This is a genomic window from Citrobacter rodentium NBRC 105723 = DSM 16636 (genome assembly GCF_021278985.1).
Classification (GTDB): domain Bacteria; phylum Pseudomonadota; class Gammaproteobacteria; order Enterobacterales; family Enterobacteriaceae; genus Citrobacter_A; species Citrobacter_A rodentium.
Map to the genome: position 1 here is coordinate 277,388 of NZ_CP082833.1, position 14,716 is coordinate 292,103.

Annotated in this window: 11 protein-coding genes and 1 pseudogene; 1 reads left to right on the top strand and 11 read right to left on the bottom strand. The window is 53.7% G+C overall.

Annotated features, from left to right (window positions below):
• Positions 1 to 24: 24 nt before the first annotated feature.
• From pgk to K7R23_RS01215, 3 genes and pseudogenes are all read right to left on the bottom strand, one after another.
• The gene (pgk, locus tag K7R23_RS01205) at positions 25 to 1,188 is read right to left on the bottom strand and encodes a phosphoglycerate kinase (RefSeq protein WP_012908878.1); all 1,164 of its coding nucleotides are present in this window, start codon (positions 1,186 to 1,188) and stop codon (positions 25 to 27) included.
• A 51-nt stretch (positions 1,189 to 1,239) separates the two neighbouring features.
• A pseudogene (gene epd, locus K7R23_RS01210) lies at positions 1,240 to 2,260 on the bottom strand (erythrose-4-phosphate dehydrogenase).
• 334 nt (positions 2,261 to 2,594) lie between these two features.
• Positions 2,595 to 6,707, bottom strand: coding sequence for a hemagglutinin repeat-containing protein (locus K7R23_RS01215; RefSeq protein ID WP_024133123.1), 4,113 nt, complete (start codon positions 6,705 to 6,707; stop codon positions 2,595 to 2,597).
• Here K7R23_RS01215 and K7R23_RS01220 point away from each other — a divergent pair.
• Positions 6,687 to 7,655 (top strand): IS5 family transposase, encoded by a 969-nt coding sequence (locus K7R23_RS01220; protein WP_012904651.1) that lies wholly within the window; start codon positions 6,687 to 6,689, stop codon positions 7,653 to 7,655. The genes K7R23_RS01215 and K7R23_RS01220 overlap by 21 nt on opposite strands.
• 41 nt (positions 7,656 to 7,696) lie before the next feature.
• On the opposite strand, the gene K7R23_RS01225 is transcribed toward K7R23_RS01220, so the two are convergent.
• From K7R23_RS01225 to K7R23_RS01260, 8 genes are all read right to left on the bottom strand, one after another.
• A complete protein-coding gene (locus tag K7R23_RS01225) occupies positions 7,697 to 8,014 on the bottom strand; it encodes a FimD/PapC N-terminal domain-containing protein (protein ID WP_024133122.1) in 318 nt (105 codons plus the stop codon).
• Between the two features lie 23 nt (positions 8,015 to 8,037).
• Complete coding sequence (locus tag K7R23_RS01230; RefSeq protein ID WP_012908876.1) at positions 8,038 to 8,775, bottom strand: fimbrial biogenesis chaperone; 738 nt, start codon at positions 8,773 to 8,775, stop codon at positions 8,038 to 8,040.
• A 52-nt stretch (positions 8,776 to 8,827) separates the two neighbouring features.
• Positions 8,828 to 9,394 carry a fimbrial protein gene (locus tag K7R23_RS01235; RefSeq protein ID WP_012908875.1) on the bottom strand — a complete coding sequence of 189 codons (567 nt, stop codon included), beginning with the start codon at positions 9,392 to 9,394 and terminating at the stop codon, positions 8,828 to 8,830.
• Between the two features lie 376 nt (positions 9,395 to 9,770).
• On the bottom strand, positions 9,771 to 11,768 hold the full coding sequence (tkt, locus tag K7R23_RS01240) for a transketolase (RefSeq protein ID WP_081442381.1): 1,998 nt from the start codon (positions 11,766 to 11,768) through the stop codon (positions 9,771 to 9,773).
• 27 nt (positions 11,769 to 11,795) lie between these two features.
• Entirely contained in the window at positions 11,796 to 12,746 is a 951-nt protein-coding gene (tal, locus tag K7R23_RS01245) for a transaldolase (RefSeq protein ID WP_012908873.1), read from the bottom strand.
• Between the two features lie 15 nt (positions 12,747 to 12,761).
• Entirely contained in the window at positions 12,762 to 13,235 is a 474-nt protein-coding gene (gene rpiB / locus K7R23_RS01250; protein WP_012908872.1) for a ribose 5-phosphate isomerase B, read from the bottom strand.
• Positions 13,236 to 13,279: 44 nt separating this feature from the next.
• Positions 13,280 to 13,645, bottom strand: a complete 366-nt coding sequence (locus K7R23_RS01255) for a PTS glucitol/sorbitol transporter subunit IIA (RefSeq protein ID WP_012908871.1) — start codon at positions 13,643 to 13,645, stop codon at positions 13,280 to 13,282.
• 1 nt (position 13,646) lies between these two features.
• A complete protein-coding gene (locus tag K7R23_RS01260; protein ID WP_012908870.1) occupies positions 13,647 to 14,663 on the bottom strand; it encodes a 2-keto-3-deoxygluconate permease in 1,017 nt (338 codons plus the stop codon).
• Positions 14,664 to 14,716: the final 53 nt, after the last annotated feature.

Consider the following 14,716-nt stretch of genomic DNA (forward strand, 5'->3'; position numbering starts at 1 on the left):
GCGGGTTTCCCCGCCTGAACAAACTTACTGCTTCGCACGCTCTTCGAGCATCGCTACTGCCGGCAGCACTTTGCCTTCGACGAATTCGAGGAATGCGCCGCCGCCAGTGGAGATGTAGGAGATTTTGTCTGCAATACCGAACAGATCGATAGCCGCCAGGGTGTCGCCGCCGCCAGCGATAGAGAACGCTTCGCTTTCAGCAATGGCGTTCGCCACGATTTCAGTCCCTTTACGGAAGTTCGGGAACTCAAACACGCCAACCGGACCGTTCCACAGAATGGTTTTCGCATTCTTCAGGATTTCAGCCAGCTGCTGCGCAGAGGCGTCGCCGATGTCCAGAATCTGTTCGTCTTCTTTCACGTCAGACACGGATTTCAGGGTTGCCGCTGCGGTTTCAGAGAACTCGGTCGCGACGCGAACGTCAGTCGGAACCGGGATATCGCAGGTGGTCAGCAGACGTTTTGCTTCGTCAACCAGGTCAGCTTCGTACAGGGATTTGCCCACGCCATGGCCCTGAGCGGCAACGAAGGTGTTGGCGATACCGCCGCCGACGATCAGCTGATCGGCGATTTTAGACAGCGAATCCAGCACGGTCAGTTTAGTGGAAACTTTAGAACCGCCAACGATAGCAACCATCGGACGAGCCGGCTCTTTCAGCGCTTTACCCAGCGCGTCCAGTTCAGCCGCCAGCAGCGGGCCTGCGCAGGCAACGTCAGCGAATTTGCCGATACCGTGAGTTGAAGCCTGAGCACGGTGAGCAGTACCGAAAGCGTCCATAACGAACACGTCGCACAGGGCGGCATATTTTTTGGACAGCGCTTCGTCGTCTTTCTTCTCGCCTTTGTTGAAACGAACGTTTTCCAGAACCACCAGCTCACCGGCAGCCACTTCAACGCCATCAAGGTAATCTTTTACCAGACGAACCGGGTTAGAGAGCTTCTCTTTCAGGTAGTTAACAACCGGCAGCAGAGAGAATTCTTCGTTGTACTCGCCTTCGGTAGGACGACCCAGGTGGGAAGTCACCATCACTTTCGCACCCTGTTTCAGAGCCAGTTCGATGGTCGGCAGAGAGGCGCGGATACGCGCGTCGCTGGTTACTTTCCCTTCTTTTACTGGTACGTTCAGATCCGCACGGATGAAAACGCGTTTACCAGCAAGATCCAGATCGGTCATCTTGATTACAGACATGGTGAATCCTCTCATTGATTCTTGATAAAGTTTTGCAGACACCTGCGTGTCTCACCTGAAACCTTGTGCGGCCATTGCTAACGTGGTGTCGAGCATTCTGTTAGCAAAGCCCCATTCATTATCGCACCAGACCAGCGTCTTTATCAGGTGCCCACCACTGACCCGCGTCTGGGTGCCATCGACAATGGCGCTATGCGGGTCGTGATTAAAATCTACTGAGACCAACGGTAATTCCGTATAGTCAACTATATCATGAAATGCACCTTGTGCCGCTTTTTTGCAGCAACTGGTTGACTTCATTAGCTTTTACCGGTTTCTTCACCGTAACGCTTAAGTCGATTGCGGTGACGTTAATCGTCGGAACACGCACCGCAATCGCCTCAAAACGATCGTTAAACTGCGGAAAAATACGGGTAATGCCCGCCGCCAGTTTGGTATCGACCGGAATGATCGACTGGCTCGCCGCACGCGTGCGTCGCAGGTCGGGATGGTACGCATCAATAACCTGCTGATCGTGCATCGCGGAGTGTATTGTCGTCACCGTACCCGATTCTATGCCATAGGCATCATCTAATAATTTGATGACGGGGATGATGCAATTTGTGGTGCAGGAGGCGTTTGAGACGATACGGTGTTCCGCACGCAGCTGATCCTGATTGACGCCAAACACGATGGTTGCGTCGAGATCGTTGCTGCCCGGATGCGAAAAGAGCACTTTCTTCGCGCCAGCGGCGATATGCGCTTCGCCATGCTGCCGGTTGCCGTATACGCCCGTACAGTCGAGCACAACGTCAACGCCCAGCTCGCGCCAGGGCAACGCGTCAAGCGACGGCTCATGCAGGATGCGAATCACGTCGTCACCGACGATGAGCTGCTCGCGCTCATGGCGGATATCCCAGGCAAAACGTCCGTGGCTGGTGTCATATTTCAACAAATGCGCCATGCCCGCGGCATCCGCCAGTTCGTTGATCGCCACCACGGTCATTTCCGCCCGACGTCCTGATTCATACAGAGCACGAACCACATTACGTCCGATGCGACCGAAGCCATTAATCGCTACGCGTACGGTCATAGATCTCCTGCAAGGCTGTCCCGGTTCAGATGGGGCTGACAGAGTAATCCAGCGCATCGCTCAGGGAAACCTTACCTGTCGCAAAGTGCGACTGATTGATTATTTGTCGAACATTTAATCGACTGAAACGCTTCAGCTAGAATAAGCGAAACGGGGAATAAAAGAAATGATTGTCCAGACGAAGTGGGAAATTATCTGACTTCTGTCACATTTTTACTGGAATAATCGTCGGATTTGCGCGCACCGTAAAACGTGAAAGGCCATCAGCAGAACGCCGATGGCCTTGAGGAGTAATGCGCATCCCCGCCAGAGGAGATAGCGGGAAAATGAGCGCTTAACTCATACGCGTGTTATCAAACTCAATGTAGACGGTGGCGTAAGCGTCAATCGCTGTTTCCTGCATTAATGGCACCCAGCGCTGGCCGACAGGTTGGCGCGTGACGTCTGACATCCCCGATTTACCGTTCCAGTGTTTAGGTTCCGGCGTCTTCGGCATGTCCATCCCCGTCTGTCCGGTGGAAGACCCCGGCGACAGCTTCACGCCGTCGCCGTTGCCGGAGGACGGCATCACGCCGTTGGTCATGTCGCTGTTCCATTTTTTATGCGCCGGCGCTTTAGGCACGTTCATCCCCGTCTGTCCGGTGGAAGATCCCGGAGACAGCTTCACGCCATCGCCGTTACCGGAGGAAGGCATCACGCCGTTGGTCATGTCGCCGTTCCATTTTTTATGCGTCGGCGTCTTCGGCACGTTCATCCCCGATTTACCGGTAGCAGACCCTGGAGACAGCGCTGGGTAGTTCGTATTCGGAACATCCCATTTCTTCTTCGGCGGGGTGCTGTCAGCCTGTTTCGGCGTTGCGCTTTCCGCAGGCTTCGGCGTCGGTTTCAGATCGTCGGCCTTCTGCGGGGTCGCTGCCGGAACCTCTTCGCTGCGCGCGGTTTCAGACGGCGTGACCTCCTTCTTCGTCGCGCTTTCCGCAGGCTTCGGCGTCGGCTTCAGATTGTCGGCCTTCTGCGGCGTCGCTGCCGGAACCTCTTCGCTGCGCGCGGTTTCAGACGGCGTGACCTCCTTCTTCGTCGTGCTTTCCGCTGGCTTCGGCGACGGCTTAAGATCGTCGGCCTTCTGCGGCGTCAACTGCGGAACCTCTTCGCTGCGCGCAGGTTTAGCCGGCGTGAAGTCCGTCTTCGTTGCACTTTCCGCGGGTTTCGGCGCTGGCTTCAGCTCTTCGGCTTTCTGCGGCGTGACCTTTGGCACCTCTTCGCTACGCGCAGGTTTAGCTGGCGTGAAATCAACCTTTTTCTCTCCTGCCGCGCCGTTGTTTCTGTTGCGCGGAGCATCCGGGGTATCAACGTTATATTTCCCCTTACTCTTCTTGCGCATGCCCGGATCGGCAACCGTGAAGGAGATATTATTACCCGCTTCCTTCTCGTCTCGCGTCACGACGGACATTTCGTCTTTGTTGGTATTGATCTCGCCGGTCGTACCTTTACTGGTAACGTCTCCGACGGCAATGGTCGATTTTTGCGTCTCATTGCGATGAATTTCATCAACGGTGTCGACATAAATATTGGCAGACGGTATAGCGCCTTTTTTGCCCGGCACGCCGCCAATACCCACACCGCCACCGCCGTACAGGCCATCCTGCTCAATGCTGTCTTCGAGGTTTTTCGCGTTGATGTCACCCGCAACGTTCACCGACCCCGTCCCCTCGTCAGAGACGATATTCGCCCCTGTCATGTTCAGATCGCCGCCGGTCTTAACATTCAGTTCGCCAGAAGTATGGATGCCGGACTGTTTTGCCGTGGTTGCTTCATCATACGCTTCCGAGCCGCCGCCGCCGTTAACTGCGGCAGTAGGCATCGTTCCTTTCGTCGAAACCGCGACCCCGACCGAACCGCCCCAGTTCTGCCGCTCGTTATCGGTATGAACCGTATCCTGCACCGAGGTAATGTCCAGGTTGCCTGCCACATCGACATCGGCGGTATTCGCTTCGATATTCGCCCCGGTCATGGCCATATCGCCGCCGGTTTTTATCTTCACTTTATCAGCGGCGATTGTGCTGTTGGTGTAATGGGTTGAATCGCCGGAACCCTGCTCCTGATTGCCGCGGTAGTCCACAGAAGCACCGCCGCTGGGGCCGCTCACATCCACGCCAACGCCCGCGGTCACCCCGGCAAAATGTTCCTCGCTGGAGTTGCTGTAGGTTGATGTCGATTTCGCAGCGTTCATCGTCACATCACCACCGGCGTTGATTTCTACCTCATCGCCTTTGATATCAACGCCGTTAAGGGTGGTATCTTTTTTGGTGTTAATGGAAATATTTTTCGCATTAACGTTGGTAATATTTTCCGATGTTGTCCTGCTGGTAGATTGCGATGTCTTCTTACCGCCGCCAATCGTTACGGAACCACCGGCAAGATCGTTGAGCAACAGGTTGGAAGCATCGCCCAATACTTCGGCAGTCGTTGTGGCAGCATTAATATCCTGGCCATCTTCCGATTTCTCGATCAGGTTACCGACCTTATCGGTAGAGTCGACCAGCGTGCTGTGCGCTTCACCAGAAATACCAAAATTCACCTCGCTACGGGTGGTGGTGGTCTTTTCCTCATCCAGATATTTGGTGCTGGTGACATCTTCTGCATTAATGCTCAAAGACTCGCCCGCGCTCAGGTCCGCGCCGCCAATGTCGACGGTCTTGTTGGCGTTAATCGTTCCTGAGTCAGTGAAACTGATCGAGGCGTTGGTATTCTTTTTGATGTCAGTAACGGTAGATTCACTTTGCGAAGTAAACTTCATGTGGAAGCCCGCAGCATCGTTTACCGGCGCACGTCCCGGCTTTTTACCAATCGCAGAGGTATCGGACTGAGAACCGGCGCTTTCGTAATCGCCAGAGGTGATCGTTCTGGAAGTGCCTTCCATCGTGCTCAGGTCCGCCTGCACTGACTGACCGCCAGCGTTAACCCCTGCCCCGATATGGAACTCGCGACTGGAGGTATGTTCTTCCGTATGCGAAACATTTTCTGACGTTTTGATCGTGACGTTGTTTTCCGCTGAGATGCTCCCCGTTTTCGCAGAATAGGTGCCGCCTTCCATCACCACATCATTTTTAGCCTCAATGTTCATATTGCCGCCAGCTTTCACATTACTGCCAATGGCGGTGCCGGTGGTGCTGGACTTATCGGATAGCGTGAAATTGAAGGCATTTCTGACGTCATTATCAATGACGCGGGTAGCGTCGATTTCGTGCAGATCGTTAAAGAGCACATCCCCTTCAGTGGCCTTCAGACTGACATCCTGACCCGCAGTAATGTCTGAGGCATTCGAGGTAATCGTTTTCGCTTCCATGCTGATACTGCCGCCTGCGGTCACGCCATCATCATAAGCATGAATCACCTGCTTACCATCTTCGCTATGGCCTACGCTGGCGGTCATGGTGATGTCGCCATTTTCCGCGCGCATCGCGATATCGCCGTCGGCGCGAATCGCCGCGCCGTCATTATTAATGTCGCCGTTGGTGGTCGACATATTGATATCGCCCCCGGCAGAAATACCGGAATTCATGCCGTTGCTGACGTTATTGATGTCACCGTCTGACACCAGCGTCATATTACCGCCTGAAGAGATGGAGCCGTTCATATTGTTGATTGCATCAGCATCAACATTCATATTGTTCCCGGCATGCATTGCCGCGCTGCCGCCGTTAACCTCGCCGCTCTCCATCTGCTGCAACGTTTTCGGGCTCAAATAAACAACCGGCACCAGCACATCCACACCGTTCACGGTCTGATTCACATACCAGACGATGTCGCTATCCAGTTTCTCTCGCTGTTCCTGAGACAGGGGTTCACCAACGACTAACCCAAGCTCACTATTTTGCGCCGCATCACCGGCGTTATTCATTAACGCCTGAACAAGCTCATCGCCTTCCAGTCCGTCACGTACCGAGAAGAAACTCCCCACCGAATCAGTGACCTCGCGGCGGATCAGCTCAGAAGTGAAGTAGTTATCCCCGATAACGTTGACCGGTTTTTGCGGATCGTAGCCCACTTTGTTAAAGAAATATTCCGATCCCGTATAGCCGCTCTGATCAAGCATGGAGGGACGGGTTTCATAAACCGGGACGATGTTGTTTGCCGGCCCCGGATAATCCGCGCCATTTTTTTCCGCTTCTCTGGCTTTTTTGAAATCAGTAGAAATTTCGAACATGCCAGGAATCGAGATCATCTCCTTGATAGTAGGCAGTGGGCTAATCCCCATCGCCAGCTCATCAATCGTTTTTGTATTAACCTTAACGTCATAGCCCGCGATAATCGTGTCAACGGTATAATCGCCCACATCAATATTGCTGATGTTGCTATTGGAATTAATCTCTCCGGCGTCAGCAATGCCGTTAGGCTTTGTTGAATAAATCGAACTTTTGCTGAGTTGAAGGATCAGATCACGCATCCTCCCGACAACACAGACCATTCCGTGGCAAAGCAAAAGTTCAGAATCACCAACTGGTCCACCTACAACAAAGCTCTCATCAACCGTGGCTCCCTCACTTTCTGGCTGGATGATGAGGCGATTCAGGCCTGGTATGAGTCGGCAACACCTTCATCACGAGGAAGGCCCCAGCGCTATTCTGATCTCGCCATCACCACCGTTCTGGTGATTAAACGCGTATTCCGGCTGACCCTGCGGGCTGCGCAGGGTTTTATTGATTCCATTTTTGCCCTGATGAACGTTCCGTTGCGCTGCCCGGATTACACCAGTGTCAGTAAGCGGGCAAAGTCGGTTAATGTCAGTTTCAAAACGTCCACCCGGGGTGAAATCGCACACCTGGTGATTGATTCCACCGGGCTGAAGGTCTTTGGTGAAGGCGAATGGAAAGTCAGAAAGCACGGCAAAGAGCGCCGTCGTATCTGGCGAAAGTTGCATCTTGCTGTTGACAGCAACACACATGAAGTTGTCTGTGCAGACCTGTCGCTGAATAACGTCACGGACTCAGAAGCCTTCCCGGGCCTTATCCGGCAGACTCACAGAAAAATCAGGGCAGCCGCGGCAGACGGGGCTTACGATACCCGGCTCTGTCACGATGAACTGCGCCGCAAAAAAATCAGCGCGCTTATTCCTCCCCGAAAAGGTGCGGGTTACTGGCCCGGTGAATATGCAGACCGTAACCGTGCAGTGGCTAATCAGCGAATGACCGGGAGTAATGCGCGGTGGAAATGGACAACAGATTACAACCGTCGCTCGATAGCGGAAACGGCGATGTACCGGGTAAAACAGCTGTTCGGGGGTTCACTGACGCTGCGTGACTACGATGGTCAGGTTGCGGAGGCTATGGCCCTGGTACGAGCGCTGAACAAAATGACGAAAGCAGGTATGCCTGAAAGCGTGCGTATTGCCTGAAAACACAACCCGCTACGGGGGAGACTTACCCGAAATCTGATTTATTCAACAAAGCCATTAATTCCCTGTGAATTGTCAGCGGAGATGATTTTTATCATCCATGAATCGATTTTTTTACGATTGCTATAGATGTCTAATTTGTAATCACCCGGCAGGATTTTTTCTTTGCCATCAAACTGGGTAAGATCGATACCGCTGTCGTAAAACTTCATAAAGCCACGAGAAAAGTTTACAGCCGGGCCCTCACTCCTGGCCTGCGCGGAAAGCACGGTTAAAAGCGTAAGAAAAATAAATGGATTAACGAGCCCTGTCCGTCTGAGCTGTTTTAACTTTTTTGATAAAAAGTGAAAATAAACCATCCTGATCTGGCTATCCTTAAATTTTAAAAATTATAAGTACGCTTAATATATGCACCTAAATCAGTAATATAGTTGTATTTAAATACCCCACGTCCCTGAACGGCATTCACCTGCGGGAAGCGGTAAGTCAGCGTACTAAAGGGAGCAACCATCTGGCCTTCAACCTTGACATCATTACCCTGCGCATCCGTTAGCCAGACGTTAGACATGCTGACATAATAAGGCGATCTGTTGGTCCCCGTTACCTCATACCCCCTGGCCTTTTTCTGCAATGTCCACGTTAAGTTATCGCCCGCTTCTATCGGACTTCCTTTTAACCCCGCCGGACGGTAGAAAAATTTGATTAAGGTTCTGAACGCCATTTTGATTTGATTCTTATCAGCATCTTCGGGCTGTTCAGAAGGAATATCCAGGACGTTAAGCCAAAGCAGCGTTTCCCGATCTTTAGGGTATTTATTAACGGCTTCGGCGGTCTGGAAAATACGAAACACTTTTCCTTTCTGACCATTGACTCTGGCGACGGGTGGATTAATAAAGAAGGGGAGCTGCTCCTTCTCTGCCCCGCTGATTTTATCTGAACTGGACAGCCACACCTGCACCAGATCAGGTTTGGTTCCTACGTTATTAATACGTACGCTTTGCTCTTTTTCAGCTGCATTGAGAACCACCCGCGTCGTTAAAATTTGAATCGTTGCCATTGCTTCAAAAGAGAATGCCAGACAAAATACCACAGCAATATGTGCGGTTAACTTCCTTATCATATCCTCTGCTCCTTCAGATTAGATAAATGGCGGATCTCTCCGCCACTGTGACTTATTGATATTTAATGGAATATGCAACGTCAGTATTTACCCTTCCTGCCGTTGCCGCACCATCCGTGGCAACATACTGTGCCCAGTAGTCAAAGCGCGCAGTATTATCTTTAATCGTTTTGGTTGTTGTATCCGTAGTGGGCGTGTTCAGATTCAGAACCGCTTTGCTGGCATTAAGTAAGCCCACCTGCACGTTCCCGGCGCCGCCGTTCGTTTCGGCGATAGTATTTTTGAGGTTCCCCGTCTCAGGGTCGATATTTACACTTTGGCCAACTTCAAAGTAAACGCTGGCTATTTTACCATCCTCACAATTCGCGCCGCTAAGATTAATATAGAAGTTGGTATCGCCCGCGCGCTCGCCTTTAGCGGCCAATGCCGTGGTGCTGACAGGAGGCAAATGGACAGTGAAATTTGGGCTTGCCGTTTCTCCCTGGCCATCTCCCCCGGTGATGATGCAGGTGGCATCACTAATTGTGCCATCAAAAGTAATTCGGCCATCTTCGGCTACGGCAACATTGCCAGCAGAAATAAGCACAGTCAGCAGCGCTGTTTTTGCTAGTTTACGCATAGTATATCCCTATATAAATATTAGTTGAGCCTGCATTCTAATTTCTTTTATTTATACCAACTACTTTCACAACCTAAATAAATTCCGAAAACTGTATACACATTCATCATGCAAATAAAATTAAAGCACCACCTTTTGCATGCGGCTGATTTCAGGTCGCATTTATTTTTATTAAGCACTCAAACATTCACCAGGAGAATATAAAACAGCATGATTTCTTTAATAAAGTGAGCATCTTTTGATAGAAATAGAGTTTTATAATTTGTGAAACAGGACCAGACAAATAAAAAATCCGGAAATAAATTTTATTTCCGGATAAATTTAATCTAACAAGCTAACCCTTAAGGGTTATTTTTTCAGAACCGCAATCAGTAAACTATTGGCACAGCAGCGCTTTCGCGACCACGTTGCCGACGGTGAAGCCGAACGCTTCGAACAGCTGCTCCGCCGGTGCCGACTCACCGAAGGTGGTCATGCCGACTATCGCCCCGTTCAGGCCCACGTACTTGTACCAGTAGTCGGCAATGCCCGCTTCCACTGCCACACGCGCGCTCACCGCTTTCGGCAGCACCGCTTCACGGTACGCCTCATCCTGTCTGTCGAACGCATCGGTGGACGGCATTGACACCACCCGCACCTTCACCCCTTCGGCAATCAGTTTTTCGTAAGCCGCAACCGCCAGCTCAACTTCAGAACCGGTGGCGATGAAAATCAGCTCCGGCTGCGAACCTGCGCACTCTTTCAGCACGTAGCCGCCGCGCGCGATGTTCGCCAGCTGCTCCGGCGTACGCTCCTGCTGCGCCAGGTTCTGACGCGACAGGATCAGCGCCGTCGGGCCGTCCTGACGCTCCACGCCGTACTTCCACGCCACCGCAGATTCCACCTGGTCGCACGGACGCCATGTGCTCATGTTCGGCGTCACGCGCAGCGACGCCACCTGCTCCACCGGCTGGTGCGTCGGGCCGTCCTCGCCCAGACCGATGGAGTCGTGGGTGTAGACCATCACCTGGCGCTGTTTCATCAGCGCCGCCATGCGCACCGCGTTACGCGCATATTCCACGAACATCAGGAAGGTGGAGGTGTACGGCAGGAAGCCGCCGTGCAGGGCGATACCGTTGGCAATCGCGGTCATCCCGAACTCGCGCACCCCGTAGTGGATATAGTTACCGGCGCTCTCCTCGTTAATCGCTTTCGAACCGGACCACAGGGTCAGGTTTGACGGCGCCAGGTCTGCGGAGCCGCCGAGGAACTCCGGCAGCAGCGGGCCGAACGCTTCAATCGCATTCTGAGAGGCCTTACGGCTGGCGATTTTCGCCGGGTTCGCCTGCAGCTTCGCGATAAATTCATTCGCTTTCGCGTCGAAGTCAGACGGCATCTCGCCCTTCATCCGGCGGGTGAACTCGGCGGCTTCCTGCGGGAAGGCCTTCGCGTAAGCGGCGAACTTCTCATTCCACGCGGACTCCTTCGCCTGGCCCGCTTCCTTCGCATCCCACTGCGCATAGATTTCCGACGGAATTTCAAACGCCGGGTGCTTCCAGCCGAGCGCTTCGCGGGTCAGCGCGATTTCCGCATCGCCCAGCGGCGCGCCGTGAGAATCGTGGGTGCCCGCCTTGTTCGGCGAACCGAAGCCGATGATGGTTTTGCACATCAGCAGGGACGGTTTGTCGGTGACCGCACGTGCTTCTTCCACCGCGCGTTTAATCGCGTCAGCATCGTGACCGTCAACGCCGCGCACCACGTGCCAGCCGTAGGCTTCGAAGCGCTTCGCGGTGTCGTCGGTGAACCAGCCTTCAACATGACCGTCGATGGAGATACCGTTGTCATCGTAGAACGCAATCAGTTTGCCCAGCTTCAGGGTTCCGGCCAGGGAGCACGCCTCGTGGGAGATGCCTTCCATCATGCAGCCGTCGCCCAGGAAGGCGTAAGTGAAGTGGTCAACGATGTCGTGGCCCGGACGGTTGAACTGCGCCGCCAGCGTTTTCTCCGCAACCGCCATACCTACGGCGTTGGCAATGCCCTGACCCAGCGGGCCGGTGGTGGTTTCCACACCTGCGGTGTAGCCCACTTCCGGGTGACCCGGCGTTTTCGAGTGCAGCTGGCGGAAGTTTTTCAGCTCTTCAACTGGCAGGTCGTAACCGGTGAGGTGCAGCAGGCTGTAAATCAGCATTGAGCCGTGGCCGTTGGACAGCACAAAGCGGTCGCGGTCCGCCCAGGACGGGTTGTTCGGGTTATGTTTCAGGAAATCACGCCACAGGACTTCGGCAATGTCAGCCATACCCATCGGGGCGCCCGGATGACCGGATTTGGCTTTCTGTACTGCGTCCATGCTCAGCGCACGCAGCGCATTGGCGCACAGGCGGCAAGTCGTCGTCATCGTATTCATCACTCCTTTCTCCCCCGCTTACAGCATCTGCCGGATCTGGTTTTCCAGTTTGACCTGATCAACGGCAAACAGCCGGATACCTTCCGCCAGCTTTTCCACCGCCATCGGATCCTGATTGTGCTGCCAGAGGAATTCCGCCTGGGTCATCGGGCTGGGGCGGGTTTCCGTCACACAGCCGGGTTCCAGCTGGCGGGTCAGCGCGCCTTCGCTGGCGGCCAGTTCATCCAGCAGCGCCGGAGAGATTGTCAACCGGTCGCAGCCTGCCAGCGCCTGGATCTGCTCAATACGGCGAAAGCTGGCGCCCATCACCACGGTGTCGTAGCCGTGCGACTTGTAGTACTGATAAATCTGGCGCACGGAAGCCACCCCTGGATCGCTGTCGACCTGATACGTCGTCTGCGGCTGATTTTTCTGATACCAGTCGTAAATACGCCCCACAAACGGCGAGATTAAAAAGACGCCCGCTTCGGCGCAGGCCCGCGCCTGGGCGAAGGAGAACAGCAGGGTCAGATTGCAGTTGATGCCGCTCTGCTCCAGCTCTTCCGCTGCGCGGATGCCCTCCCAGGTGGCGGCGAGTTTGATAAGAATACGCTCCGGGCCGATGCCGTTCTTTTCATACATCTTGATAAGCTTGCGCGCTTTCGACACGCACATCCCGCGATCCCATGCAAAACGGGCATCGACTTCGGTGGAAATGCGCCCCGGCACATGACGCAGCACTTCAGTGCCGATATCCACCGCCACCTGGTCGCAGGCGTTAATCAGCTGCGTTTCCGCGCTGCCACCCTGCTGACGGGCCTTACCGATCGCGTCGGCAATCAGCGGCTGATACTGCGGCAGCTGCGCGGCCTTCAGCACCAGCGAAGGGTTGGTGGTCGCATCCTGCGGGGCAAACTTTTTAATCGATTCAATATCGCCGGTATCGGCAACCACCGTGGTGTATTTTTTCAGTTCGTCTAACTGGCTCATAGTCTGTTCCTTGTATTACGCCTGCGGAGATTCATTTCTGGCGTGCTGGTGTTCGTAATAATCAATACGCTCCACTTTCGCTGCCGAGCCGCCACCTTCATATTCGGATTCAAGCCATGCCTGAATAATTTTTTTGCCCAGTTCCGGGCCAATGACGCGAGCGCCGAGGGTAATAATCTGCGCATTATTGCTTTTGCGCGCCCGTTCGGCGGAAAACGTATCGTGGCACTGGGCAGCACGAATGCCCGGCACTTTATTCGCCACAATGCTCATCCCGATGCCGGTGCCGCAGATCAGAATGCCGCGGTCATGCTCGCCCTGCTTAATCGACATCGCCACCGCATGGGCAACATCCGGGTAAACCGTACTCTCCTGGCGTTTATCGCTGCTGTAATCCACAACGTTAATTCCCTGCCCATTCAGCCAGGCGACAATAGCGTCACGGAAAGCATAGGCGGCATCATCCGCACCAATAGCGATTGTTTTCATGGTCGTTTCCTTAATTTAACAGTACGTCTTAACTCAGTTTTAATTCAGATGCAGAAAGAAATTCGGTCGCCAGGCTGGATATTGCGTGGTGGTTCGCCACAAAGGTGAACCATTCCCGGTAATTCAGCGGTAACAGCGCCATCAAAATTTAATGTGATATGACCAAGCTGTTTTAAATTGGCCGTTGCAACACTCCCCACCGCCGTCACCGGATAAACCGTCTCATTTATTTTCATTATTTGCCCGACCGACAATTCCGCTGTCAGCTCGCTGCCCTGATGTACGGCGCAATACATCGCGAGATCGTCAGGCACGGCATCAGAGAATAAAATCAGTTTCCGTTCCTCCAGATAGTGTTTTACATATTCCCCGACAGCGGTGATAAGGAGCGAATACAACGGCACGGTCATCTTATTTATTTCCTTTTGTCGCCGGAGAGGTGATCGCCACTTTCTCCGTATCTTCTTCTTTCAGCGGTTCAACCATCGGCGCGCGCTTTTTCAGGCGTTTATCAAACCAGGCCACCAGTATTGGCGCGGTGATCATGGTAATGATGCTCGCCGTCGCCAGCTGCGCGGTGGCGGCATCAACGTAAATCGCCAGCGAGGGATCGGCCTGCGCTACCATCGCTGGCGTCAGCGCTGAGCTGGCGGCAGTAGTCCCCAGCGCAGCGCCCAGCGCGGTTTTCTTTCTGAGAAACAGGTTATAGATGAAGTAGAACACAATGCCGGTCACCGCAGAGATCACGCCAAGCAAGATCCCGGACAGCCCGGCGGTAAAGACGGTGTCGATGCTGGAGTTGGCCCCGATAGCAAACGACATGATGATGATGATCAGCGGCTGCGCGGCGGCGCACAGCTGTTTAAAGCGCTCATCGAGATTCCCCCACAGCATGCCAATCAGCAGCGGGATCAGCATCGACAGCAGCGCGGCGAAGGGAATATTGGCCAGACCGCTGACGCCCAGAACCATCATGGTCACAAACGGACCATCCTTAATACAGAAGACGGAGATCGCTCCGGCATCACTGGCATCGCCGTAGTTACTGCACAACGCGATATACAGCGAACTGTTGGAGCTGGTTAAACAGGCAATCAGCGCCAGGGTAGAGATCCCCAGGAAACCGGCAGGGCCAAACATCGCCCCGGCGACCCACACGGCCAGCGCGCCAGCCAGACATTTCAGGAACAGCAGTACCGCGCCTTTATAGAGCGGCAGCCCGGCCTGGCGGATATTAATCGAGGTGCCGCAAATAAGCAGGAAAATCCCCATCATCGCGCTGGAGCCGACTTTGAATAATGCCGTCGTCGGCCCGCCGATGCCAAGCACGTCGGGAGCAAAGGTATTTATAAGAATTGCCGCGAGCAATGGAATAATAATTAAGCCGCCGGGCACCTTATTCATTTTCTCAAGTATATTTATGTTCATAGGGTAACTCATAAATTATGATTAAACAGAGGTTGCGACGTAATACTTCCCGG